The organism is Acinetobacter sp. GG23, assembly GCF_057766365.1.
On the sequence record NZ_JBYMDJ010000007.1, the window covers coordinates 169976 to 195029 of the forward strand.

The 25054-nt window shown below is 40.6% G+C and carries 31 protein-coding genes; 5 read left to right on the forward strand and 26 right to left on the reverse strand.

Annotation, left to right across the window (positions count from 1 at the left end):
- Positions 1 to 3: 3 nt before the first annotated feature.
- Complete coding sequence (locus AC3CAU_RS12555) at positions 4 to 888, forward strand: DUF4435 domain-containing protein (RefSeq protein ID WP_447053346.1); 885 nt, start codon at positions 4 to 6, stop codon at positions 886 to 888.
- Between the two features lie 23 nt (positions 889 to 911).
- Here AC3CAU_RS12555 and AC3CAU_RS12560 read toward each other — a convergent pair whose 3' ends face one another.
- From AC3CAU_RS12560 to AC3CAU_RS12630, 15 genes are all read right to left on the reverse strand, one after another.
- Positions 912 to 1898 (reverse strand): contractile injection system protein, VgrG/Pvc8 family, encoded by a 987-nt coding sequence (locus tag AC3CAU_RS12560; RefSeq protein WP_447053345.1) that lies wholly within the window; start codon positions 1896 to 1898, stop codon positions 912 to 914.
- Positions 1895 to 2323 carry a phage tail protein gene (locus AC3CAU_RS12565; RefSeq protein ID WP_447053344.1) on the reverse strand — a complete coding sequence of 143 codons (429 nt, stop codon included), beginning with the start codon at positions 2321 to 2323 and terminating at the stop codon, positions 1895 to 1897. The genes AC3CAU_RS12560 and AC3CAU_RS12565 overlap by 4 nt, the downstream gene beginning before the upstream one ends.
- A gap of 11 nt (positions 2324 to 2334) precedes the next feature.
- Positions 2335 to 4917 (reverse strand): phage tail tape measure protein, encoded by a 2583-nt coding sequence (locus AC3CAU_RS12570; RefSeq protein WP_447053343.1) that lies wholly within the window; start codon positions 4915 to 4917, stop codon positions 2335 to 2337.
- Entirely contained in the window at positions 4914 to 5033 is a 120-nt protein-coding gene (locus tag AC3CAU_RS12575; RefSeq protein ID WP_131218329.1) for a GpE family phage tail protein, read from the reverse strand. Before AC3CAU_RS12575 ends, AC3CAU_RS12570 begins: the two co-directional genes overlap by 4 nt.
- A gap of 14 nt (positions 5034 to 5047) precedes the next feature.
- Positions 5048 to 5374 (reverse strand): phage tail assembly protein, encoded by a 327-nt coding sequence (locus AC3CAU_RS12580; RefSeq protein ID WP_447053342.1) that lies wholly within the window; start codon positions 5372 to 5374, stop codon positions 5048 to 5050.
- A 43-nt stretch (positions 5375 to 5417) separates the two neighbouring features.
- Positions 5418 to 5924, reverse strand: a complete 507-nt coding sequence (locus tag AC3CAU_RS12585) for a phage major tail tube protein (protein WP_447053341.1) — start codon at positions 5922 to 5924, stop codon at positions 5418 to 5420.
- Between the two features lie 3 nt (positions 5925 to 5927).
- The gene (locus AC3CAU_RS12590; RefSeq protein WP_447053340.1) at positions 5928 to 6551 is read right to left on the reverse strand and encodes a phage tail sheath subtilisin-like domain-containing protein; all 624 of its coding nucleotides are present in this window, start codon (positions 6549 to 6551) and stop codon (positions 5928 to 5930) included.
- A gap of 5 nt (positions 6552 to 6556) precedes the next feature.
- Entirely contained in the window at positions 6557 to 7588 is a 1032-nt protein-coding gene (locus tag AC3CAU_RS12595) for a phage tail sheath protein (RefSeq protein WP_447053339.1), read from the reverse strand.
- A gap of 112 nt (positions 7589 to 7700) precedes the next feature.
- Positions 7701 to 8678 (reverse strand): phage tail-collar fiber domain-containing protein, encoded by a 978-nt coding sequence (locus AC3CAU_RS12600; protein WP_447053338.1) that lies wholly within the window; start codon positions 8676 to 8678, stop codon positions 7701 to 7703.
- Positions 8679 to 8688: 10 nt separating this feature from the next.
- Positions 8689 to 9213, reverse strand: coding sequence for a phage tail protein I (locus AC3CAU_RS12605; RefSeq protein ID WP_447053337.1), 525 nt, complete (start codon positions 9211 to 9213; stop codon positions 8689 to 8691).
- The gene (locus tag AC3CAU_RS12610) at positions 9206 to 10105 is read right to left on the reverse strand and encodes a baseplate assembly protein (RefSeq protein WP_447053336.1); all 900 of its coding nucleotides are present in this window, start codon (positions 10103 to 10105) and stop codon (positions 9206 to 9208) included. Before AC3CAU_RS12610 ends, AC3CAU_RS12605 begins: the two co-directional genes overlap by 8 nt.
- On the reverse strand, positions 10102 to 10458 hold the full coding sequence (locus AC3CAU_RS12615; RefSeq protein WP_447053335.1) for a GPW/gp25 family protein: 357 nt from the start codon (positions 10456 to 10458) through the stop codon (positions 10102 to 10104). The genes AC3CAU_RS12610 and AC3CAU_RS12615 overlap by 4 nt, the downstream gene beginning before the upstream one ends.
- 4 nt (positions 10459 to 10462) lie before the next feature.
- On the reverse strand, positions 10463 to 11002 hold the full coding sequence (locus AC3CAU_RS12620; RefSeq protein ID WP_447053334.1) for a phage baseplate assembly protein V: 540 nt from the start codon (positions 11000 to 11002) through the stop codon (positions 10463 to 10465).
- 83 nt (positions 11003 to 11085) lie between these two features.
- Positions 11086 to 11922 carry a DNA adenine methylase gene (locus AC3CAU_RS12625; RefSeq protein ID WP_447053333.1) on the reverse strand — a complete coding sequence of 279 codons (837 nt, stop codon included), beginning with the start codon at positions 11920 to 11922 and terminating at the stop codon, positions 11086 to 11088.
- A 43-nt stretch (positions 11923 to 11965) separates the two neighbouring features.
- Positions 11966 to 12079, reverse strand: a complete 114-nt coding sequence (locus tag AC3CAU_RS12630; protein ID WP_081399729.1) for a Com family DNA-binding transcriptional regulator — start codon at positions 12077 to 12079, stop codon at positions 11966 to 11968.
- Positions 12080 to 12308: 229 nt separating this feature from the next.
- Here AC3CAU_RS12630 and AC3CAU_RS12635 point away from each other — a divergent pair, with 229 nt between their 5' ends.
- Positions 12309 to 12959, forward strand: coding sequence for a hypothetical protein (locus AC3CAU_RS12635; RefSeq protein WP_447053332.1), 651 nt, complete (start codon positions 12309 to 12311; stop codon positions 12957 to 12959).
- An 11-nt stretch (positions 12960 to 12970) separates the two neighbouring features.
- Here the strand turns inward: AC3CAU_RS12635 and AC3CAU_RS12640 are convergent, their stop codons facing one another.
- The 9 genes from AC3CAU_RS12640 to AC3CAU_RS12680 are packed head-to-tail and all read right to left on the reverse strand — an operon-like array spanning position 12971 to position 18119.
- Entirely contained in the window at positions 12971 to 13411 is a 441-nt protein-coding gene (locus AC3CAU_RS12640) for a phage virion morphogenesis protein (RefSeq protein WP_447053331.1), read from the reverse strand.
- Positions 13411 to 13806, reverse strand: a complete 396-nt coding sequence (locus AC3CAU_RS12645; protein ID WP_447053330.1) for a phage tail protein — start codon at positions 13804 to 13806, stop codon at positions 13411 to 13413. Before AC3CAU_RS12645 ends, AC3CAU_RS12640 begins: the two co-directional genes overlap by 1 nt.
- 2 nt (positions 13807 to 13808) lie before the next feature.
- Complete coding sequence (locus AC3CAU_RS12650; protein ID WP_447053329.1) at positions 13809 to 14330, reverse strand: glycoside hydrolase family 108 protein; 522 nt, start codon at positions 14328 to 14330, stop codon at positions 13809 to 13811.
- Positions 14331 to 14341: 11 nt separating this feature from the next.
- The gene (locus AC3CAU_RS12655) at positions 14342 to 14713 is read right to left on the reverse strand and encodes a hypothetical protein (protein WP_447053328.1); all 372 of its coding nucleotides are present in this window, start codon (positions 14711 to 14713) and stop codon (positions 14342 to 14344) included.
- An 11-nt stretch (positions 14714 to 14724) separates the two neighbouring features.
- On the reverse strand, positions 14725 to 14928 hold the full coding sequence (locus AC3CAU_RS12660; protein WP_447053327.1) for a tail protein X: 204 nt from the start codon (positions 14926 to 14928) through the stop codon (positions 14725 to 14727).
- The gene (locus tag AC3CAU_RS12665) at positions 14925 to 15323 is read right to left on the reverse strand and encodes a head completion/stabilization protein (protein ID WP_447053326.1); all 399 of its coding nucleotides are present in this window, start codon (positions 15321 to 15323) and stop codon (positions 14925 to 14927) included. The genes AC3CAU_RS12660 and AC3CAU_RS12665 overlap by 4 nt, the downstream gene beginning before the upstream one ends.
- Before the next feature lie 5 nt (positions 15324 to 15328).
- Entirely contained in the window at positions 15329 to 16180 is an 852-nt protein-coding gene (gene gpM, locus AC3CAU_RS12670; protein ID WP_447053325.1) for a phage terminase small subunit, read from the reverse strand.
- Positions 16180 to 17208: a phage major capsid protein, P2 family gene (locus AC3CAU_RS12675; RefSeq protein WP_447053324.1), complete on the reverse strand. Its 1029-nt coding sequence runs from the start codon at positions 17206 to 17208 to the stop codon at positions 16180 to 16182. The genes gpM and AC3CAU_RS12675 overlap by 1 nt, the downstream gene beginning before the upstream one ends.
- A 26-nt stretch (positions 17209 to 17234) precedes the next feature.
- Positions 17235 to 18119: a GPO family capsid scaffolding protein gene (locus tag AC3CAU_RS12680; protein WP_447053323.1), complete on the reverse strand. Its 885-nt coding sequence runs from the start codon at positions 18117 to 18119 to the stop codon at positions 17235 to 17237.
- Between the two features lie 119 nt (positions 18120 to 18238).
- Here AC3CAU_RS12680 and AC3CAU_RS12685 point away from each other — a divergent pair, with 119 nt between their 5' ends.
- Both AC3CAU_RS12685 and AC3CAU_RS12690 read left to right on the forward strand, forming a co-directional pair.
- Positions 18239 to 20038 (forward strand): terminase large subunit domain-containing protein, encoded by a 1800-nt coding sequence (locus AC3CAU_RS12685; RefSeq protein WP_447053322.1) that lies wholly within the window; start codon positions 18239 to 18241, stop codon positions 20036 to 20038.
- The gene (locus tag AC3CAU_RS12690) at positions 20035 to 21105 is read left to right on the forward strand and encodes a phage portal protein (RefSeq protein WP_447053321.1); all 1071 of its coding nucleotides are present in this window, start codon (positions 20035 to 20037) and stop codon (positions 21103 to 21105) included. Before AC3CAU_RS12685 ends, AC3CAU_RS12690 begins: the two co-directional genes overlap by 4 nt.
- 487 nt (positions 21106 to 21592) lie before the next feature.
- On the opposite strand, the gene AC3CAU_RS12695 is transcribed toward AC3CAU_RS12690, so the two are convergent.
- Complete coding sequence (locus AC3CAU_RS12695; protein ID WP_447053320.1) at positions 21593 to 22783, reverse strand: MFS transporter; 1191 nt, start codon at positions 22781 to 22783, stop codon at positions 21593 to 21595.
- Between the two features lie 369 nt (positions 22784 to 23152).
- Between AC3CAU_RS12695 and AC3CAU_RS12700 the strand changes: the two genes are divergently transcribed.
- Entirely contained in the window at positions 23153 to 23515 is a 363-nt protein-coding gene (locus tag AC3CAU_RS12700) for a NirD/YgiW/YdeI family stress tolerance protein (RefSeq protein ID WP_447053319.1), read from the forward strand.
- A gap of 182 nt (positions 23516 to 23697) precedes the next feature.
- On the opposite strand, the gene AC3CAU_RS12705 is transcribed toward AC3CAU_RS12700, so the two are convergent.
- A complete protein-coding gene (locus AC3CAU_RS12705) occupies positions 23698 to 23979 on the reverse strand; it encodes an addiction module antidote protein (protein WP_447053318.1) in 282 nt (93 codons plus the stop codon).
- Between the last annotated feature and the right edge of the window lie 1075 nt (positions 23980 to 25054).

The window sequence follows — 25054 nt, forward strand, 5'->3', positions numbered from 1 at the left end:
GTCATGAGTGCTATTTTTTCAACTACGCAAGAATTAATTACTGAAATTGTGTCACTAACTGGAGAGGCAAAACCTTGGCTAATTGTAGAGGGGGAGTCGGATGTTCGCTTTTTTGAACAGAGGTTTAGTTTAAAAAGTCCTATTACTTATGAGGAGAGAAAAGGGTGGAAAGGAGTCGTAGATCTACTAAAAGAGTGGAATATACTTTCTGAACAAGAGAAAAAAGGGAAGAAAGTTATTGGCGTAATTGATCGTGATTATCATGAAGTTATTGAAACAGATATACCTGATAATATTGTAATAGTAGATCATAGAGATCTGGAAATAGTCATGTTTGAATGCGACGAAGCATTACATAAAGTACTTTCAGAGCTAGGTTCTATTGAAAAGTTGCCTCATATAAATGGTCAGCTAGATTTAAATCAAGTTAGGCAAGTAATTTATAAACTGGCTTATCCACTTAGTAAACTAAGATTTTTTAATGCATTAAAATCAGAAGTTAATCTAACTTTTAAGAAGCCCTTTGACTTTAAGAAAATTGTTGATTTAAAACCTTTAAATTTAGATTCTAATGAATTAATTCGTAAGATATCTATTGATAGTTGTTGTCAGGTTGAATTACTTGCAAATTTGATTACTGAAGATGTTGAACAACAATGGAATATTCATCAAAAAATCTCTAATGGACATGATGTTATGTGTTTATTGGGAAAAAGCCTTCAAAAGCATTTTGGTACGATCAGTGATTCGAAATTTATTGAGGGGGATAGGATAGAAGGTTTATTTAGAATGGCTTATCCTAATTATGAATTTGAAAACTCAAAATTTGGTAAAGAAATTATGATTTTATTGGGTTTTGTTGAGCCAGAAACTAAGAAGGTGGCGTAATAGGACTAAAATATATTCTAAATTTATATATTTGATTCTAAGTCCAATTGACTTGTCATCCCGCCACTTTTAGCATAGCTATGAGTGGCTTTTTCAACAATCCATTTTAGCTTATCCACTTCTGCTTTAAAGCCATTTAGTTTGACTGGTGACTCTGTACTAATTTCAGGGATACCATAAGCCGTGGTGATACTGAACTTTGCCATTTGCCGTTTAATTTCAGCCATTTTTGCTTTACTTGCGCGTTCAGCTTCTTCTTTATTGGCAAAAGTTCCCTTCAGGTGTTTCACTTTTCCTTTTTCGCCTGCGACAGCTTTTTCACGTTTCGCTTTACCTGTGTCCTGATAGCTGGCTGATACGCCAGTATGGTCAGACTCCCGATCCTGTTCACTATAACGAAATTGATCACCATCGTTCCTGGTCAAAATCAGGGCAGGTAAATCTTTGCCTGAAGCGGTCTTTGCAGAACCGGCTTTAAAGATAAGTAAGCGATCTTTTTTCACCGCCATTTCAGCACCGTTCTGTTTGGCCAGTCGTTGTAAAAGATTCAGATCCGACTCATTGGTCTGGTCCACATGGGATAAATTTATGCTTTTTAAATAGTTGGCCATAACTAGTGTTAAATCATGATTCTTGGCAACTTCAGTGGCAATTTCACCAAATTTCTTACGGTGATAAGATTTCGATTTTGCTTCCTTAATCTTGCTTTTAAAATTGGCACTGGAAGCTTTTACAGTAATGAGATCCGGTGTACCAGACCATTCAGTTTCATCGACAACAAAATCGCCTTTGTCATGGATATTTTCACCTAAAAACCCCATCTTGCAATTCAGTTTTACTCCACGTTTAGGTAACTCCAGGGCACCATCAGAATCATCTAAAACAATACTCAGTTCATCTGCTTCATTGGCTCGGTTATCTGTCACGGTGACACTAATAATTCGACTGGAGATCAGCGCGTTTAATGGCTTGTTATCGGCAGTAATAATGCAAACTGGGGTTTTAATCATACCGAATCATCCATGCGTTCAGGCGCAGCTTGATTTTCAATACGATCATCATCAGCCCGGGAAAGTTTTAGCGTGTATTCCACTTTGCGAGGTACACCGTTATCGACCAGAAATGATTTGGTCTCGTCGATATTGTCAATCACATAGACCCCATACAAGTAACCAGAGCCATCCATTAGCACGAAACCTTGTCCTGTATCGGCCATGCTGGCCAGTTCATCCAGGGCAAAACGGCTACCGAATCCATATTCTTCATAGATGAGACCAGGAAGAGAAATACTATCCTGACCTGAACCCATAAACTGTTTTTTGGCCCTGCCAAATGCGACGGCATTGTCTGCATAATTCCACGAACGTTGTCGCTGGATTTCTTTAAATGCCAGAGAACTGGTATTAAAAATAAACTGTCCTAAACTCATCAACATGGCTTGCTCTCCTAATCTAAATCACTGTAGCTGCGAACATTTCCAGATGCCTGCGGACGTTGTGCTTTGGCAACTTCACTCGCGACCATCTGTGCCAAGGCTTTTTCATCCATACCCGGTGCTGCATAAATGTTGAAAACTTGCTGTACAGGCATGGAAGCCGTCATTGAATTGTTATTGTTTGAAGCAATCGGTGGACGAGAATCAAATTGAATTGCCCCAGGATCAAAATAGCCCAACATATCCTTACTGGCTGTGGTTACTGCAGTGTTGGCCAAATGACTATTATTGGAGATCCCGTTGGCTAAACCCTGCATGTTGTATGCACCGAGTTGAGCAAAAACCCGGCTAGGGGAATGGATGCCAAAAGCGCCTTTCACATTGCTAATAACAGCCGCTGCAGCAGCTTTGGCTTTGGCAATCACTGCACCGACACTATTCCCAATACCGTTCGCCAGTCCCTGCATCAGCATCTGGCCAAAGCCTGTAAATGTGCTCGGGAGTTGAATACCAAAATAATTCATCACTGCAGCAAAGGCGCGATAAAACAATCCGATGGGTGACCAGTTCAGGATAGTGGCACTGATATTGGCAATGCCACTACTAAAAAATGATTTAAGGTTGAGCCATAAAGTTGAGGCACCTGCAGAAATACTGCCCCAGAGTGAAATAAAGAATTGCTTGATTGGCCCCCAGTTGCGGTAAATCATATAAGCCGCAATTGCCAGTAACCCGATGGCCAGAAATAAAGGATTGGTCATCATTAAACGACCGACCATAAATAGCCCTTTTCCTAACCATAAAAATGCCCCTCCAATCAGCCGGATTACATTAATCAGGCTGAAGCCTTTAACCCCCAAAACGCCAAAGGTCAAACGGAGCAAGGCCATCGGCCCGAGTAGGGTGACCAGTGCCAGTGCGATTGCACTGAATGCACCTAATAAAATGACAATCACTGCAATGGTTTTCATGATGGCATTGGAGAGTTCAGGATTGGCTTTAGACCAGTTGCCGATACTTTCTGAAACATCGGTCAGACCTGTCACGACCTGTTTGAGTTCTGGTGCAATTGCAGCACCAAAGTTGGTCATTGCACTGGTAAAGGTTCCTGAAGCGGCATCCCAAAGATTTTTTAAGGTACCGAGCTGCTCATTGACACGTTTTTGCAGATCTGCCTGGGCATTCATTTTTGCCAGGGTTTCGTTATAACCGGCTTGACCTTTATCAATCAAAAGATTCAAGGCTTGAATGGTTTCAGCATCATTACCAAACATATCGGACAATATCGGCAAACGGGCCTCTGTCGATAAGCCTTTAAGTTTACTCAGCTGTTTAAACATTTTGTCCAGACCACCGAACTCACCTTTGCCGTCGGTAAAGTTCATCGACAGTTTTGAGCCTTTTAAGGCGGATTGAATCCCTTTGGTGTCCATCATCGATGAGAAAATTTTGCTGTAGGCATTACCTGCAGATTCACCTGCCATTGCAGCCTGGTCTGCCATGACTAAAAGCGGAGCCATTGCCTGGGCACCTTTTAAACCTTCGGCTTTAATGGTTTTCATCCCGGCAGATAATTTAGAAAAACCTTGCAGCATATTGGTGGAGTCAACGCCCAAATAGTATGACCGTTGAATCGTATCCATCAGGCTCAACATATCTTTTTCAGAGGTCTTGGTCGCATCCTGCATTTTGGCTGCAAACTCGGCTGCTTCTTCAAAAGGCATTTTTAACTGCACCGCAAGATAACCGGATGCTTGGCCAACACCGCCTAGAATGGCTTTATAGCTGATGCCTTGCTGAACCAGTTTAGCCATCATCAGTTGGAAGTCGGCAGTTGTACCCGGGAGTTTGGTGCCGAGTTGATTGGCCAGTTGATTGATGTCATTAAATTCTTTGGCCACTTGGCCATTCGATTGCATCATGGATACTTTAAGGGTGGTGGCCGCGTCTTCAGCATCAGCATAAGCTTTAATGGGTACTGCCAAAGCACCTGCACCCACCGCAGCACCTGCACCGGCTCTGACTCCGGTATCTGAAACTTTGCCCATCATTTCCTGGGTACTTTTATGCTGTTTGACCAGATCATTCATACGTTTCTGGCTTGCAACCTGTTTATCCAGTTGCTGCTTTTTTCGTTGTAGGGCTTGGCTTGATGCATCAATACGCGACTTTAATTCACGCTCATCTCTACCTAGGGATTTGGTACTGATTCCGGCCTGACTTAATCCGTTACGCAGCATTTGTAATTGACGCAGTTGATCCTGTTCAGCTTGTTTTAACGATTTAACGCTTAGTTTGGCTTTCTCAAATTCCTTGATCATCGAACGGGTAGGCTTTTGCACACTGGCATGCTCTTGGGCAAGTCTGGCCACCGTTTGCTGCGCTGATTCAAGATCCTTTCGGGTTCCCTTCAAGGCAGTGGATAAACGTCGAAATGACGTAATATCCGACTGCGATTTATTCAGTTTTTTCAACTCTTCACGCTGGGCACGTAAAGCATCACTGGTCTTTTCACTTGAACCCATAATGTCCTTGAGTGGGGCAGTGGCTTTGTCCACCAGTTCCAACATGGCCTTTAAGCTAATTTGACTCATCTGCTATCTGTTTCCCATCGTGCTCGAGCACGTTCATGCCAATCCATTAATTCATCAATTTCATAATCATCACAGTCTGCCGGTGTCCAACCAAACACCACCGCCAGATCTGCGATGACATCATCGGTACTTACTGGAAGTCTTCTTCCTCGGTTTTCACGAAAAAACCAATCACTTCCTTGCTGAGTTTGGTCAGGTCAGAAGGGCTGAGGTCGTAAACATCATTTTCCGACATCGTCGGTGTGGTAATACGTGGGGCAAGTTTTGCCAACGTATCCACATCAAGCTGTAAGACGTTGACCAGGGTTAAACCACGAAGGGCACGGGTTTTCGGTTTACGGATCACAATTTCAGTAACGGTTTGTTCACCACGCTTAAATCCTTCGTCAAAATTGATCGTGATCATGTTCGGATCTTGAATCGCTTCTTGGTTTTGCTGCTGTACTTCAGGAGTCATATTGATTTCTCAAATAAAATGAATGGGAGGAATAACCAGGTCTTTACAGACCAAGTAATTTTTTAATTTCTTCAGCGACATTGCTTGAGCCAAAACGCTCGGTACCATTGACGAAATCCAGTTCGACCTCGACCACCCCATCCACTTCCATACGGTAGTAGGTAAAGTTGTAAGACATTTTGATTTCTGTCTTTTCGCCATTTTTAGATTCACCAGGATCAAGTTCAATGGCTTGGCCACGGGTATAGATTTCCACAGTTTGGGAGGTGCAATTGTCCTGACGTTCATAGACACCGACAAAACGAACAGGTAAATCTGAAGTGCCGCAAACACCGAGCTGACGGTACTGTTTGACATCAAAACCGGCATAGACAACTTCGCCTTCAAGCTTTTCATAGCCCATTGACAAGGCAATATCACCAATCATGCCAGCGCCACGATAGTCTTCAGTCTTCTTGGTGATTTTGGGAATGGTGACGCTTTCAGCGACACCTGCCCATGAGTATGTATTCACAAATACATTAAAGTTTTTGAGCGTACGTGGAAGCATGGCTTAGATTCCTTCAGTGGTATTTGCGCCATTAATCATTTGAGCAAAGTCAACTAGATAACGGTCGGTAATACGTTGGTTTAATCCCAGGTTTTCAAGCGTAGGGACAGGGGTAAAGTCGTAATCAATCCACATCACACCTTGCGATAACTGCTCGACTGAATTTTCAGCCTGGTCGTACCAGACCGATGCACCTATCAAATGCTTGGCATCGACATGTTCACGCAACTTGGCATTAATCGAGTCAATAATATCTTTGGCCAGAAAAGGGGTCAGCGGTTGGTCCACGAAAGGAAAACAGCCATTAATAATGGTGTCCAATAAGAACTGGGCTGAACGTGTCGCCACTTCAAAGGAAAAGCGAATGTCATCTGAACAGTTGCGATTGCCCCAAAAACGGAAACCCATATGCTGGATCATGGTGGTGATGTCCTGGCTATTTAAATAACCGGCATCGGTGTCAGGATCCTCCAGATCCCAGGTAATCGGCTGGCTGATTCCTGTTGGACCCGTCACGGGAATATTGGAGAGAGATTTATGAAATCCGACTTTCTGATCCGTTTCAGCACGTAATGCTGCAGCAGCGACGGCAGCAGTAAAAATGCCTGTTCCATATTTTAAAGTCATGAGGATTAGACTCCTTCATACATGGTTTTGCCCAAAGTAATCAGTTCAATCGGACTATTAAAAGGTTGTCCGCTATAACGATCTGTAAGCATTGGAAAGAGGTCATCTTCTTGAGATGGATTTTGTTTGAATACCAGACGGATAGAATCTTTTTCTAAATCACCTTTGTTGCCGAAAATGCGGTATCCATTGCGAGTGCTGAAATGTGCAATGCCACCACCGCCCTGATCTATTGAAATATCAGGGTAGGATTGAAAAATAGTTTCTATGCAGTTGATAAATGAACTGGAAGTACTGTCAGGTTCTGGATCACCGACAGTTTGATTGGACTCTATTTTTTCACCATTACGATACAGGTCATAAGTCAGTGTAACGAAAGAGCGATCTGCTGGAGTTTTTTGAAGTGCAATATCAGTAAATTCCAGATCGGAATCACCGCTACCCAGGAACACATTACCGCTGGTGAATTCTGGCCAGATGATTTCAATTTCACGGAATGCCAGCATTTGACGAAAATTCGCCACAGCTTCAGCCGATCCCATAATTGTGCCTTCAGCATCGCGTGGTGTGATGTATGAATAGGCACGTAGCTTTTTGCAAATCGCACCGATGGCATTGGCAACATCAACCGTTTCAACATCCGGTACACAAATAATCTTAGGAGTAATTCCCAAAATTGATTTGACCGTCAGTAGAGCTTGAAGACCTGTACGCTGACTGAATTCATCTGTAGTACCAATAACGGTCGACTGATCGAATGAGGGGCTAAATGGATTCTCAATTCGAATAACCACCAGAGTTGGGGATGTAATTTGAGAAATGATTTCCAGATTTTTACGTAAATTGCCTGTCACACCGGATTTAGGTAAAACGCGATTGATTGAGGTGACCAGAATAGGGGTATTTAGCGGAAAAGCTTCTTCGTCCGCATCATTTGCATAGGCAAGCATGGCAATCACAGCAGTCGCTGCATCGCGAATCGGGATTTTTCCAGAAGCTGTTTCTCGGCCTGTAATACCGTGATGACGTTCAGCCATTGTTTAGACTCCAAAAGGGGTTGTACTTTTAGAGCCATAATGAATGGAGGACTTTTTTTATTCTACGAGCAAAATCCTGTTTAAGGCTTAATCAGGATTTTGAAAAAAATGGTTATGCTGTTCGCTTCCACACGTCAACGATTATGGAGGGTTGAATATTATTATGGGCTTGACCAGCACCATTTTTCTTAATCGTCATCTTCAGATATTGTGCAGCAGTAATATCTGAAGTTTGAAGATAGGTACTATTGTAATTCGGTGAGGCAGCTCCTGCAGGATTGATACCGCCCATGCCATCACCATCACCAGGTAGTATGTCCCCTAGTGAAGCCACAAGTTTATTGTACGGTGAACCCTCGTCAATATGATCATGTTCCGGCATTTCAGACTTTGTTATTTTATGTTGATATTCACCATCAGAATGACCAATTGTTTTCATGAATTCTGGTGCGAGTTCATTGGTATCAGAGGCACGTGCAACAAGGGCATGACCATCACCGAATTTTTCCCATACCCCATATTTTTTATGGGCTGCAACCGCAGCAGAATCGGCAAAATTTAAAGTCGTAATGAAAAGGTCACCGACTTTTATATCTTCTTTATTATTGATGGCTTCCATCAGCTCGTTAAATTTTTCCAATACCCATGTTTTAGTTGCAGAAATAATGAGTGGATTGATTTCAATCAAAGCCTGAGCACCTGCTGTGGCTTTGATGTCGATAACCAGTTCAAGTTCACCACCGCCACCTTCAGTAATCACCGGTTTATAAGCACCATGATAATTACCGATATACACCAGTTTACCTGACGTATCTTTAAGGCCGATTTCATGAATATTAAAGCCCCCCACATTGGCAGGAATAATCGCTGAAACCGTTGCATTTTTATTTGCCACTTTAACTTCACTGATTTCGACAGCTGCAGTTTGATGAACGAGCTGGGTTAAATCTGTATGGTCAATCGGTTGGTAAGGGATACCATTTGCATCACCGATCACCATTTCAGTCAATGTGATGGATTGCAGGTCGTGAGCTGCAGCAACAAGTTCTGCACCATAATTGGTAAGTGTGACGTAATATTTTGCAGGCATATTCTTCTCTTTACATACTTTCTAAATGAATTTTGGTGCCAGAGGTGACCGAACCTGTAAGGTAAAAATCACAAAGAGTTTGTACTTTGGCGGAAATGGAATAGTTATCTCGGACGGATTTGGTCGCATCAATCGCGGTATGAACTTGCAATAACTGTTCAATCGAAAGCAGATACTGAGGATTGATAATGACCACAAAAGTAAAGGGCTTTTGTGGCGGATTAAATTCATACCATGCCTTTAGTTGATAATTGTCGACGACGGTACTGAGGAGGCTAGAGATGGATGATCGTGTGCCACGCCCAGCATTAAAAGACTCACTTTCACGGATGGCATTTCGCTTGTCTTGTTCATTCCAGTCGGGCTGCCAATATTCGACCCGGTGCTCCCACGCAAGCCAAGGCAAATGAGGGACAGGACAACGATCGATACTGTGTAAATCCACAAAAGGGACTGGAATGAGGGAAATTTTTTCACCAAGCTGCTCTACATTTTTTTCTAGTTTTGTGGCATTTCGCGGGAGAAGACTAGACATCTGTAAACTCCACAATATTGATATTAATCGCAGTGCATTTTGAATAACGGCTCTTTGGTAAGACAATATCGGATGCTGGGCTGTTTAAAATGACATTTTGAACACCACCCTGGTGCAAGGATCGGAATAGTCCGCTACGCGTTACGTCATAACCCAAGGATGATATTTTTTCGATGTATAAATTTACGTCCGCTTCAGCAGCTGCTTTGACCACGGCAGAGTCGGGGCCAGGAAAAAGAACCAGGGTTGCATTGAGTTGCCACTCTTCCACGGTCGCAGCTTTGACATGAACCTGATCGGTAAACGGTCGTCGGGTATCTGGATCTAAAGTTTCATCGACCATATCAAGTAAAGTCTGTGGGGCAATTGCATCAATATGGCTTTGTACCCAAATATTGACATGACCTTCTTCTGGCGTTTCGACAGAAATATCTTTGACATGGCCATGTGCACTTATGCCCCAAAACTGATAGGCACCGACTGAACCTGCAGACATGCTTTCAGGCTGTAAATGTACCCGTCGACGTAAATCCTCATCCGACTCCATCACCGCTTCAATCGGGGGAATGGCATTGGGTTGTGCAGGAATGATGGTTTTTCGGTACACATCACGGTTGGCAGCCAGATGGTCTAAATCGGATTTGGTGGCATAAGCCAACATCAGTGCCTTGGCCTTGGCATTAATTTGTCCAGTCTTTAACAAAAAACGATAGGCAAAGGTTTCCAGTAGCTTAACCAAAGGCTCACTTTCAAAATCAAGAACGTCGCTCAGTTCTGGATCTCTTGAAATTAACTCCTGCTTACAGGCTAAAAGTTCAGCTTCAAAATCTAACTGCTGAAGAACATCCGGAAAAGGTAATGAGGATAAATCGACACGGTTTATGGTGCTCATGCAGCTGCTCCAAATGTATAGCTTTGTTTGAAAGTTTGATCTTGGTTATATTGTAAATATGTGCCGATGAGCGTGACATCCCATCCATTCTGACTGTCTGTACTACTGACCTGAACCTGCTTGATTTTAAGCCGGGGTTCAAAGCGAATAATGGCGGTAGCCGAGGCATTCATAATTTTTAATTTGGTGATGTCATTGCAGGGTTGATCAATTAAATGCGGTAAAAGAGAACCGTAATTTCGTCGGCAAATTCGGGTACCGAGTAAGGTACTTAAAATGTCATGCAGAGATTGCTCAAGGTGGGCAGGCAGTCGCCCATCATCCCGAATAGTTTTTCCTGTATACCGTGACATGCCTTTAATCATTTGCCGCACCTCCAGTAGGAAGGGGCTGCGTTGTCTGTCCTGGCCCATTCATGACATTGCCATGAGGATGATCCACAAGGCTGACTTCTTTTGCTGTAACATCTTCAGCCGATGAAATGGCTTTTTCGGCATGGACGCTGCCAGTAAAGACGGTTTCCGGCACATCAAAAGTACACTTATTTAATTTGAACAGGGCTTCTCCGGATTCAATATTGACACTTAAAAAATGCTCACCGATCTGTACAAAAACTTCATTCGGATCGGTACTTGGGGGAGGGAATGCCTCAGAGAAAAGACTGATCTGGGGGATCGAACTGGTGAGCTCACCGCCTTGGGCTGAAACAGAAAATTGTTCTCCTAACGATGGGCATCGCCAAACTTTGACGACACCTGCAGCCATCGTTGGAATGGGAATCCAGTCCGTTTCATTTTCATCAATTTTGAGGCGAATTTTCCACGCTGAAGCATCGATAGCGATTACGGTGCCGATGCTAGAAAGGTTTTGAAACTGTCTTAAAAGTTGATTCGTCATGCTTATACAAACGTAAATTGCCCATGACCGAAATCATGGGCAATTTGTTTTTAAAGTGCGAGGACTTGATTCCTGTTTAACGCTTAATCAGGAATTTGATAATTGGTGATGATCAGTTCCTTTCCGTTATTTTCATCCTGGGCTTTGCTGTTTAATGACCAGCGGATTTTTTTGCTATGAAAATAAAAGCCATCAAATAACTCGCGCACCTCAGGTACATCATTCAGGCTTAAAATAAATTTACCTTTAATGTTTTTCAGTAATTCACGTAATTTAATGAAATCATCACGGCCAAAAATATCTTTGCCATAGTACTTTTCACAGTTGTAGTACGGTGGATCTAGATAGAACAAGGTGTCCTCCCGATCCATTTTTTGGATCAAAACATCATAATTCCGATTCTCAATAGTTACTTTTTGCAGACGTTGATGAATGGTTGAAAGAACAGTTTTTAACTCATCACCGAGTTTTAAAGAGGGGGGACGCTCTGCATGGGAAAAGAAATTCGGCTCGGCAACTTTTGCCCCAAAGCAGGTGCGTAGCAAATAATAAAAACGCGCTGCGCGTTGAACGTCGGTCAGGGATGAATTTTTCTCGGCTTTTAAGCGTTCAAATTCATCACGACTGATCAGCTGCGTTTCAAATTCCTTTTCTAAGGCTTCAGGATGATATTTAAATACCCGGTACAGATTAATTAAATCCCCATTTACATCATTGATGGTTTCAAGTGTTGATGTTGATTTTTTAAATAAGACCCAACCTGCACCGCCAAACACTTCGCAGTAATGCTTATGTTCGGGCATCATCTCAATGATGGTACGTGCCAGTTGTGACTTACCGCCTAACCAACCTGAAAAAGACCGGCCAGAAGCGTTATAAGTGGTTTTGGTTGAAGTGTTAGGGTTAGTTTTCGGGGACATAAGTCAACTCCGTTGGTAGCTCTGGGCTATCTAACCTGACGCTCTAGGCGTTCCAATGATTTAGCACTCGACATCGAGGGCATTTGATTTCAAGTTTTACTGTGAGTTTTTCTATGCGGCACAGTAATTTTCCGCACTTACATCTAAGTTCAATCATTCTTATTGAAAATTAAAAGTTAGAGCGAGAAATCATGAACAAATTTTTTCGAATATACGAGGTGTACAATCCTGTTTAAGGCTTAAGCAGGATTTAATAAAAAAATAACTTTATTATCTATAAGATCTTTTACTTAAAATTTGAGACATCAAGATACTGTGATATTTCATTAGCTAATGCTAAGATTTAGAGGAAAAATTGAGTTGCTTTGCTTGGAGATTATTTTGTTATGGATAATAATAAAAAAGAGATTGTGAAAAATATTGGTGAGGCAGCGATAGATTCTCTATTAACAATAGCCGGTACTATGACATTTGGAATATCTACTAATATTATTGACTTTGCTGATAAAATTTTTAAGTACCACAATGATATCCAAAAAATTCATTCACTAAAACAATTGCAATCTTTCTATGAAACCCCTAGTAGACTTAATAAAGTTGATCTTGAAAATTTTAAGAAAAAAAATGAAAACTATACAGAAACCGTTCTAGATTTAATGAAGTCTATTGATCTTACGATTAATAAAAAACAAGCTGTAATGTTAGCTAAGTTATTGGAGCTTTATATTTTAGGTGGTATTGAATCAGATAAATATGAGTTTTGGAAGCATATTGTTATTCAATTAAATGGATATTTTATTAATGAAATCCAGGATCTTTATAACAACTCTCTTCAGTATCATATAAATAATATTGATGATAATCCTGATAGCTACCAAGCAAAAAATAATAAACTTCCCGCTGCTGAATTAATGAATTTTGGATTTGTTAGTAATCAATCTAAGGATGGTTTTGCAAAAGATGTAATATGTAGTGTTTGCCTTGATGTCAGAACGCGGGAGTTTTATAACTTTTATAATAATATTTTTAAAGACTAAGCATCTAAAATTCATTCAACTAATAAATATCTTTGTATTTCATATCCAATCCATTTTTCATCATCTTTACTAAAGCCCACCAATTCACGAATTGGATAGTGGGTGGCTTTTGCATAGCGACTAGGCTTAATGGTTTTACCTTGTTGATGCACTTCAGCGACCACAGCCGTCCTTCCACCAAAACCGACTGCAGCATGATCTGCAGAATACTCAGTTTTTATATCCTTACCGATATTTTGGAATAAATCGCCTTGGCGCTTTTTATTTCCGATTTGATTGCGTTTACGCGGAATAAAACGATGGCCATTTGGATCTCGCTGCTGTTTGATTCGATCACGCTGACGTACCCTTAAACCTTGAGCCAAACGACGCATCAGTTCTCGTCGCTGGGTTGGTTCAAGACGCAGCGCAATCTGATCAAGCCAATGATCTAATCCAGCATAGGCATCCATTATTCAGTTCCTGCAGGTACAAATTTTCCAGACTTATCGCTCCAGACCATTTCCGGACAAACATTGTACCCATTATCATCCATGACGATTTTATCGCGCTGCGGAAAATCAATCTCAAGATCAAAGGTATTGGCATCAATAATTTCACTGCTAAATGAAATTTGTACATCGTTGCCTGTTGCATCCAAATGTAGCTTTTTGGACTTGAGCCATTCACGAATCTGCATGATCACTTCAATCGGATCACCACGATAATCCAGGAAGAGCAACCGAGCGGTATATTCCATATAGCCCTTTGCCTGAGTTCCATTCACAATAAACAGATGACATTTATCTGCCGTCATCAACGGCAATTTTTCTTGCAAATAGGGCTTTAACGGAATTAACGCTTGCATGATTAATTGTCCATTGCTGCATAATTAAGCTGATTCGCGACGCGTATGGTCCAACCTCGGCCATAACGTGGCCAAGTGCTTAAACTGCTCAAATGTAATAGCCGAAAAGAATTAAACTTCAGTAATACATCGTTTAAATCTGAATCTTGAATAGCTTTCAAAGTTTTTTTACCAATGAGGCCATCTTCAGCTACACCAACAGCTTTCTGCAGTTTACGTTTTGCTGTGCCCATACCGGAGTTAATCGCAAAATCCCAAACTTGAAATACAATCGCTGAATGAATTTCATCAGCACATATACGATCCCACCAGTCACGTTTGTAAATTTCTTTGGCCATCTGAAGGGTTAGATTGCGAATATCTAAATCAGGATAAGTCATGGCTGAAATACCATATTTAGTCCCTTTACATTGGCCTTTCCCAATAATCCCTGTAGTCCAGTTGCCCCGGTCTTTAGGATCATCAGTAAAATTGCCTTCATGCCCAATTAAACGATCAAAGGCTTGTTCAAAAGTAAGTCCCATGATAATTCCCCTTATTTAAACATGGCAGTAAAGGCAGCTTTAATTTCAGCAATAATTTCACTGAATGCTTTACCTTTCCATAACTGCATGGATTGATACCCGATACCAATCAGCAACATGCCAAACACGGCAAAAATTAGCATCACAAAACCTTGTGACTGCATTGAGTAATGGGCGAGTTGGTAATATTCAATAAAAGCAGATCCACCATATAGGCTAATGGCCACACTAATCGCGAATTTTAAAATCACCCCGAGGGTAATTTTGATTCGACCTTGTGGATCTATATCACCGCTTAAAATCAGCGCTAAAATTGCGCCCATAATCGCGGCAATAATTTTTAAAAGCCACGGTAATCCCTTAATTGAAATAGGATCATTCATTAGGTTCCCCTTTAATCCCACAGTTTCAGTGAGGGAGTACTTTGTATTCGAGTTGTTTCAGGCAAAATAACGGTTTGATGCTCGTCTAAAAATGTTCCATGCAACTCAGGATTTAATTCAATCAGTACAGCCAAAACCTGTACTGAGTTGTCTTTGAAATAACGGTATGCAATAGCATCTAAAGTATCGCCCTGTATGGCATTGACTGTACTCATACCAGTTTGACCCGGTTACGTTTTCGGTTCGTCAGGTCAGCAATGGTGTGATTCACAATTCGACGTAGCGATTGAGCTTTTGCCTGTTGATTTTCCCCACGTGATTGACCATTTGTTGTGGTATCAAAATCAAGGTTCTCTTCACCAATCAATGCTGCTGCTTCATAGCAGACCGCACGTTTGTATTTTCGAATTTGGGTTTCTGTTTCTATTTTCAGTAAAAGGACCTGGTCATTGATGATGTCCATCGCTAACAGGATTTTTTCTGTAAGCAGAGGTTCGCCCTTGGACTGGTCTAAACGCACCGTACCCAACAAATCGGTAATACTGACGTTAGGACGCTCTGGATCAGGATTCGGAACCTCACTATTGGTCACGGGTGCGTTTAGCAGCATTTCATTTACTCCGCTGACGAACTTGTGTCGCTAGACACATTAGAGTCGGTGGACGCAGGAACTGACACATCTGCTGCCGAAGCATCAAGTGAATCAGCCTGCGAGCCGACAGTGGCGTCGGGAGACGACCCGGTTGTTTGCAGATTCAATAGCTTTTCAAGCGCGGCAATATCTTTTTTACAGCCGACTTTGCTATTGAGTCGCAAGGCATTTTTATAAGCATTGAGTGCTTCATGGGGTTGGGCTTCTTTTAAAGCATCCCCGGAAGCACGGTAAATTTTGGCACGGGCTTGATCGACCATTTGTTCGCCCACACCCAGCTCAATAATTCGTTTAATCAATTCAGCATGGGCAAGAGCGAGGTCTGAATCATTCAGAAAATCTTCAGCACATTGTTCCGTGACAAATTCTGCAATAGTGCGGCTATATCCTTCAGGCATGACCATGTCATTTAAAAGGGCATATTCAGCAATACGAACAGCTAAGGCGTATTCACCTGCATCGACTGCCCAGATCATTAAGGTCACTAGCGTGGTGTTTTGGGCAGATGGAGAAACCGCCAAACAGCCTTCGATATAGCCTAAATATTCAGGTAGCCATGCTATTTTTTTAGCAATTTTTTCCTGCGTTGACTTGGTGTCCTGCAGCTCGTTCATATGATTGAACAAACGCAACTCAATATTTGCTGCAGGAGAGGTTGGAACAGGCACTACGACGGTTCGATCACCTTCAGGCGCACCAGGATCAAAGCCCATAATTACTTTTTTCTTGCGTAAACGCGGATCAAGGCTTTGAGCGTTTTTTATTGCTTTTTGAGCCAGTTTTTTTTCACGGTTTTGGCGCATTGAATTCGACATTAGGCTTCTACCTCAATGTTTTCCAGTAGCACACATTTCGAATAGTCTTCCACTACAAAGTCTTCATTCACAGACTGGTAGTCAACGGCACGATCCCATTCAGGCTGTTCGACAATGGAACGGTTTAGGGTGCCTGACTGCATATAAATCGAAAGGTTATCCGGAGTCGTGATCAAAATCGTTTTTGCCGGGAATTTAGGGACATGCAAAGCTTGCAAGGTACCGAGCTGCTTATTGGCATAAATTGTTCGTGCAGCAAGCTGTTCGGTTGGATCTTGGATGGTGTTCAGCAACGGCAAGTATTTGTCGCTCAAAATCCCACGGCCACAAATTGCAATTAATCCGCTTTCGCGATGTTGTTCAGCGATATATTCTTCAACCGCAAACTCAACCAGTCCATCGACCGTTTTAAACTCGTTGCCTGCACCGACTTTAATCACCAGATTACCGGTACCATCATCAACACCTTCATAATGCTGCTCCGGTGCAGTATCACGAATTTTTTGCAACCAGCCTTTTTTTACATCCTGTAAAAGAGGATTGGCGATCCGGTCAGAAGTAGGTGCACGATATAAACCATTAAAACCGATACACAGTTTGTCTAGTGCAATGGCTTTAATCACCATCGCCTGCAATTTGGCTTTAAAATCTGGATGGTGTTTCCAGGCATTTAGCAATGACCAGTAATACGCCACGTCATAGTTGGTTTGGGTACAGTCATATTCATCCAGTAAATCCAGTGTGCCAACGGCAACCGGTGTACGAGCTTTGACTCGGGTATCTGTAGTGCCTGCAACAGATGAGCCAATCTGCAGCCCAATTTTTTCCCCTTTGGCATTATCAACCGGGAACACATTAATTTGCTTTAAAAAGTCCGCAGACTCCTGGTAAGCAGCAATAATTTTTTGTTCAGGTACGGGTTGAACGGCAAAGGTGTATTTTGCATCTTCTACATTATTTGCACGTGCAATATCAGCGATATATGACGAAAGTTTAGTACGTGCAATGGGATTCAGAACGACTGCCATAATTGAAAAATTCCTTGTTTATTTAATTAGTATGCAACTTGGTCAGTATCACCACCGCTTGAAGCAGGTGGGTTGTTGACAGGCGTTTTTGAAAGCTGGGTGAATTGCTGCTGTAAAGATTGGATAGACTGCAAAATTGGAGCAAGCGCCTGACTTAATTGATCCTGTTCCGGGGTTGCAGGTACTTGCGTATTTTGGGTGACTGGTGCCGTTTTGGTAACTGGAACAGACGGTTGAGTGGACAAGGCACTAAATTTATCATTCAGATCCTTAATCCCGTTTAAAGCAGTCACTAAACCTTGGGTCACCACGGCCTGGAAATCGTCAGGCTGAGCGGCGGGTTTTGGTTGACCCGGTGTAAGCATGCTTTTGAGCTGCTCAAAAAAACCTTTTTGATCATTGGGAACTGAATGGTTCTGTTCAGCCGGTGCTGTCGGAATAGACATAAAAATCTCCGCATTGGGTTGAGTGCGTACTGCAAATTGATTAGCTGAAAATTTGATAGGTTCAGTACCGAGTGAAGCCGGGGTGTCGGTCAAACCAAGACCCACCTGATAGGCAGTTCCTGTCCCGGCAAAGTTGCGATAAAACTCGATTGATGGATAAATTTTCTGACCATTTTTATTCATGGCCACAAAGTTCGGCAAAGCAGAAATGGTGTTATAAAGGGACCACTTGCCATCTTCCTGCACAGCTTCAACTTTGATGATGTCGCCATAGGCATTGAATGGGGGGTCGGGTGACCATCCTGAAAAATGCTCGAGATTGATTCGTGCCCCATATTTTTCCAGACTGTAACTTGAACCCATCTGCTGAATTTCCTGTCCAGTCAGTTCACGTCCATCAACTGTCTGACCTTCACGTGCAACTCGAAAACGTTTTTCAACACGCCCTTCACCTGCAAGTCCCATACAAATTTCCATCTATGTTTCTGATGTATGCAGTCTGCTTGTAAGGGGATAGGTGCCGCAACGACTAGAATCCTGTTTAACGCTTAATCAGGATTTTTCCATTTCGGGAAAATCTGCGTATGGGGCAACATGAGGGCATGAATACACCTCAACCTATACAGTTCGACCTTATGAATCCCCGGCAACATGGACGAATCCTGTTTGCGATGGGCATGTCTGTCTCTGAAATTGCCAAACAAATCGAAGAAAATCGCGCCACAGTCGAAAGTTGGAAACAGCGTGATGCCTGGGAAAAAGCCGATTTATTTGATGACGTGACTTTGGGGTTAAAAGTCCGCTATATGGCTTTGACATTTATGGATGGGAAGAGCAATGCCAACTATAAAGAAATGGATTTTATCGGGGTTCAATTTGAACGTTGGGCACGAATAGAACGCTATCGTGAAGGGGGAACACAAGCGGATCTCAATCCTAAACTTGAAAATCGGAACAATAAACCACGTAAGCAAAAACTGAAAAATCAGCTGACTGAAGAAGATTTACAGAAACTAGAACAAGCCTTTGAAGAATATCTATATCTGTATCAACAGGAATGGATGAATGCCATATCTTGGTCACGGATTTTCATTTTGCTGAAATCCCGGCAGATTGGTGCGACCTATATTTTTGCATTATGGGCGTTGATTGATTTGCTGAAAACAGGCAAGAACAAAATCTTCATGTCTGCTTCCAAGGCGCAGGCCTATCAGTTTATTGAATACATTAAAGCCTTTGTACTTGAGGTGTGTGGGATTGAACTGACCGGAGATCCCATTGTCATTAATGGACCGAATGGACAAGCGACCGTTTATTACCTGGGAACGAATGCCCTGACAGCCCAAGGTCGACACGGTGATGTCATCATGGATGAATTTTTTTGGATTCGTAATTTTCTGAAATTCAAAAAAGTGGCCAGTGCGATGGCTTCGCAAAAAATGTACAAGCAAATTTATATGTCCACGCCTTCCAGTATTTTGCATGAAGCCTATGCATTTTGGACAGGCACAGACAGTAAACGCAAATTACCGATTGAAATTGATATCAGTAAAACCGCTTTAAAATTACCTGTGAAATGTGCCGACCGTAAGACTCGGCAGATTGTCACTTTAGATGATGCTGAAGCCAAAGGCTGTGACCTATTTGATCGTGATGACTTGCTTGCAGAATATGGTGATGATGAGTTTGCCAACTTGTTTGATTGTGATTTTATTGATGACTCAGGCTCATATTTCCCACTCAAAGATATCATTCCCAATATGGTGGATTCATGGGAAGTCTGGAATGATTTCCATCCCAATGAAACACCTCACTATCAAGGTGATGTCTGGTTGGGGTACGACCCCTCATTTACCGGTGACAATGCTGCCTTGGCCGTGATTGCACCGCCACGTACCCCCTTAGAACCCTATCGGATTTTAGAAGTAAAACAGTTCAAGGGACTGACCGCACAGGAACAGGCGCTTTACATTAAAAAGGTGTGTGGACGTTATCACGTCATGTTTATAGGCATAGACAATACCGGTAATGGTATTGCTGTCGCAGAGCATGTGGCTAAGTTTTTCCCGGCTTTAACGCGTTTGAACTATAACCCGGAATTGAAAATACGTATGGGCTTACGTGCAAAAGAACTGTTTCAAAAAAGACGCTTACATTTTGATGCTGGTCTTACTACTGTGGCCAAGGCCTTTCTTTCAATTAAAAAAGCACTCACCAGTGGGGGTGGTAATAAAACGCTTATTACCACTCGATCTGCTGAAAACGGTCATGGTGACATGGCATGGGCAATCATGAACGGATTAGAGAATGCTCCGATTATTGATACCACTGATGCATCACAACAAGGCGCACAACGTAGCCGAATTCGAGTATTCAAATCATGAACTTAAATAATTTTATTCCTAAACCTCTCCAACGGTTTAGTCCATTTTCTTCAGCCTGGGCTGAGGCACCGACGGAAGTATCAGCCAAAACTTCAATTATCTGTCGAAACTTTGGGCAACCTGAACCGGTACTGGATGGGCATGCTTTGTTTGAATATGGCTATTGTCCGAAATGGCAGGATTGGTATGACTTGCCCTATGACATGTTGGCCACTGCTAAACTATTCCGGGCAACCAGTCACCACACCAGTGCGTTAATTGTGAAACGCAATATTTTAACCAGCGATTTTATTCCTCATCCTTGGTTAAGCCGTCATGAATTTAATGCTTTGGCATTAAACCTTCTGACTTTTGCAAACTGCTATGTACATATCAAAAGAAATCGTTTTGGGGGGATCATTGGACTCGGATCTCGACCTGCATTAAATATGCGTCGTGGTCTGGATTTGGAAAGTTATTTTCAGCTGGATTATGACCAGACTAAAAACCATAAATTTACACCTCAAGACATGATCCATTTATTTGAATCAGACATTGGGCAAGAGGTGTATGGCGTCCCCAATTATTTAAGCAGTGTGAATGCGATTCTACTGAATGAATCTGCCACCTTATTCCGTCGACGCTATTATAAAAATGGTGCTCATGCAGGTTTTATTCTTCATATGACTGATGCATTACAAACTCAAGGTGATGTAGACGCTTTAGAAGATGCTTTGGAGAATTCAAAAGGGGCAGGCAACTTTAAAAATTTATTACTTTATACGCCAGGAGGAAAAGAAAAAGGAGTGAATGTTATTCCTCTGGCTGAGGTGGCTGCTAAAGATGAGTTTTATAATATTAAGATTGCCAGTCGTGATGACCAGTTGGCTGGCCATCGTATTCCACCACAACTGATTGGCGTGGTACCGCAAAATGCAGGGGGCTTTGGTGATGTTGAGAAAGCCGCGAAAGTTTTTTATTACAATGAAATTGTCTACTACCAAAATCTAATGAAACAGATTAATGAACGGCTTGGGGTAGAGGTCATTCAATTTAAAGATTATGAGCTTTTATCTACAAGTGAGTAGCTAAAACCACTCCTACTTTTATAAAAATATTTTTACATAAAAAACCCCGGCATCCTGCTGGGGTTTTTTATATTCCGTTCTTGGTACGACATCCTGTTGTACCTCACATTCCTTGCGTTAGAACATAAAATTCCTTTTTACGTTCTGGAACATCCTGTTTCTGATGTATTAATCATATGAACTTTCAAATATTAGAACTAGTAGTCATATACTAGAATTAATGTGAGAAAATGCTTACAAGGTTGGCTAAAAACTGCTCCTATTTATCCGTAGAAATTGGGGATACTTTTTGCCCGGGGAAGTCCCAGAACATTGAAAAATTTTCAATATTCCATAATATTTTAGGAGGTTCAGATGATTAATTAAGAAAAATTAAAACATGTCCAGTGCCTTAATTTCGATCTTAGAATTAAGACACTAGTATTAAATTAAATAATAAATTCAATTTTTAAAATTTTAAATACAAGAATATAAGCAGGATTGAACTTTAGATGTCGGCTTGTTTGCTCCGATTTAGAAAGACCACAATAACGGCTATACAGGTCAATACACTTGCAAAAATGAGATTCAACCAAAGTCCAATACCGTCATAAATTAGCCCACCTGCAAAAGCACCTAATCCGATTGAAAGGTTAAATACACCAACATTAAATGCAGCAGCTAATTCGAGCTGTTTAGGCGCTGAGCGAATCATCCATGTCATTAATGAGACCGAAACGCCACCATAAGCAAATCCCCAAATTAAGAACAAGACAATATTTAAAAATAGGAAATCACCAAAAAATATGAATAACAGTAAAGTTGTACTTAATAAAAAAGCAATGCTAAATAATGTTTGCCATAAAAATTTTTGAATCGTAAAACCTAAAACAAAATTACCTAAAATTCCAAAAACACCATAAATTAACAATAAAGCGCCAATGGATGCATCAGAGAAGTGAGCGATTTCTTGTAATACAGGTCGAACAAAAGTATAGGCAGAAAAATGACCTGTCACGATAAACAAGGTCAAACATAATCCAATAATAATATTCGGTTTTTTAAGTACCGATAAACTACTTCGCCACGTACTTACTTTTTGAATGGGTAAAGAAGGTAATGACCAAAAGAGCATGACAAATACAATCGCAACCAAGATGGCTACACAGATAAAGGCTATTCTCCAGCCAAATAAATCACCTAGATATACACCTGCAGGTATGCCCAATACAGATGCAGCAGCAATACCGCTAAAAATAATCGAAGTGGCGATTCCGACTTGTGCTGGAGGCATTAAACGAACAGCGAGAGTGCCTGCTAAAGCCCAAATACCGCCCATAGAAATCCCGAATAATACCCTCGCCAGTAATAACCAGTGGAATGCGTCAGTCATTGCTGAAACGAGTGTTGAAATAAACAATAACAGCATAAAAAAAAGTAGTAATTGACGACGATTAATACGGTTAAAAACTAGAACGACACATGGGGCAATAATGGCAGCGACTAAAGATGGTGTGGAAATAATGAGGCTGGTATGACCTAATGGCTGCTGCATACTTTTTGCGATAGGCGTCAATAATCCAATAGGAAGCATTTCCGCACTCACTACAGAAAAAACAGCTAAAGCGACAGCGATAACTGCCAGCCATGCTTTTAAGTTGCTTTGATAGGTTTTTTCAATGGATGTTTTAAAACTCATTTGGCACTTCAAATATTTTACTGTGCCGTAATATACTTAAATAGTGAGGGTTGATAAACGCTATTTGCATTATAGGAGAATAAAGTTAGTCAACGCCTTCATTACAGTGGTGAATGATCAGATCATTAAATTTTAAAAGAATGCGTTTAAAGGCTTAAGATTTTCTAAAATTAATATAATACGAATTATTCGAAGCCTAGACCAGAGATCTAGACTCTTTTATTCCGTATAAGCTCCATTATGATAAATAGGGGAGATTTCTTATTTTTTAAGTGATGACAATGCTCTATCAGAATATTACAAAACATAATCTATGAACTATAAAAAGTTGGTTATATAAGAAGACCATCATAAATAAGAGTAATACTCATGAACAAAATACTTTTAACTACAATTACTGGGCTCTGCTTATTGGGTAGCAGTTTAATTTTTGCTAAATCAGATGTAGCTTTACTGAAAGAGGCTACCAAAAATGTAGTAACTGTTGCAAAAGCAAAAACTTTAAGAGATGAAACAGGGGTAACCTTAAAAGGTACTATAGTCCAGCATATTTCAGGTGATGATTTTGAGTTTAAAGATTCTACAGGTTCAATTGTAATTGATGTGGATGATGATCTATGGAAACCTATGCAACTTAAAGCAGGTGATAAAGTGAGTATAATAGGTGAGATAGATACTCACCGAATAAAACCTACAGATATTGATGTAATTCAAATTGAAAGAATTAAATAAGACTTCAGAAGCTTGAATTATATTCAAGCTTTTTTTGGTATTACCAAGTAGAAATTTCCTCTATCCGACATAGACATTACCAGATCAAACCGTCCGCTAAGAAAATAGCAAAAGCGCATACCTCTATTTTGGGCTTATACAAAAATGGGAGCTAGGCTCCCATTTTTATCGAATATTTAATGTTAAATTGCTAGACGTAAATTAAGTGCTTTTACAATTTTAATTACGGTATCAAAGCTAGGGTTAACATCACCAGAAAGTGCTTTATAAAGGCTTTCTCTACCTAGCCCTGTATCTTTAGCTAGTTGGATCATGCCTTTAGCTTTTGCAATGTTCCCTAGAGCTTTAGCAATAAATGCTGCATCACCATTAGATTCTTCTATGCATGTTTGTAAGTAAACTTGCATATCTTCTTCTGTTTTAAGATGTTCAGCACTATCCCACTTACGAAGTTTAACAGCCATTTATAGCTCCTCTTCCAAGTCTTTTGCTAACTGTAATCTCAACACATTTATAACTTATTTTCACTCTATTTAAATTAGAAAGGGCAGGCGTTGCTTGACTAAACGCAGTTCCCTCCCGCCTGCGCGCTTTCACTAAAAGTCACTATTTTGATGCAGTGGTTAAAATAGCTCAAACCAATGCTATTAAAGACTTTGAGGGGGTTTTAGTCTGTAGATTTGATGCAAAGTGATGCGATCTGATGCAAATTAAAAGATATAAATTAATAAATAGAATTACTTAATGATTTTATAAGTGCAAAAATAAAAGTGCAATTTAGGTTACCGACATTAAAAACAATATATAAGTTATTAATTTTTAATAAAATATTTGGTAACTTTTATTAGGTTACTTCGGGTTACCAAGTCAATTTAAAAATCAATAAATTTTTAAAAAACAAAAACTTAAAAGGTTACTAGTGGTAACCTAAAAAATCGGTTACTGGTAACTTAAAAGTAACCTAAAAGTAACTTTTATAAATTCACTATAATCTTAATTATTTCATATGTTTATATATAAATAATAATATTGGTAACTAAAGTAACCTATTTTTTTTATGACTCAAAATTTTAGATCAATAGAATTTATACCTGAAATATTTATTCAATCTTGCAAATATATTTTGCTTATAAATAGCTTAATGTCTGTCATTAAACATACTGATTGGGGGCTGTTTATATTGATGGGAACGAGATGAAATACGACAAATATACGACTGGCAGAAGTTAAATTTTTGATATTATTTAAGTTAAATTATATTTGACATCGTAGAGGTCAGCAGTTCGAGTCTGCTTATACCTACCAAGATTCCAAACGTTATGTTATAAGGGTTTTAAGCGAAAAAAGTAGTTTAAAGCTCTTTTTTATTGTCTTGAATAATGTTCGCTGTTATCTGCACTATCTTTATAATTGTACTATTTGCCGATATTGCAGTTAAATTTACGTCAAGATAGATAGCAACAAAATGAAAATACCAACTCCCAGGAAAAGAGGCGAGACTTTTACAATTACTGTCTCATATCAAAGTAAAAGATATTA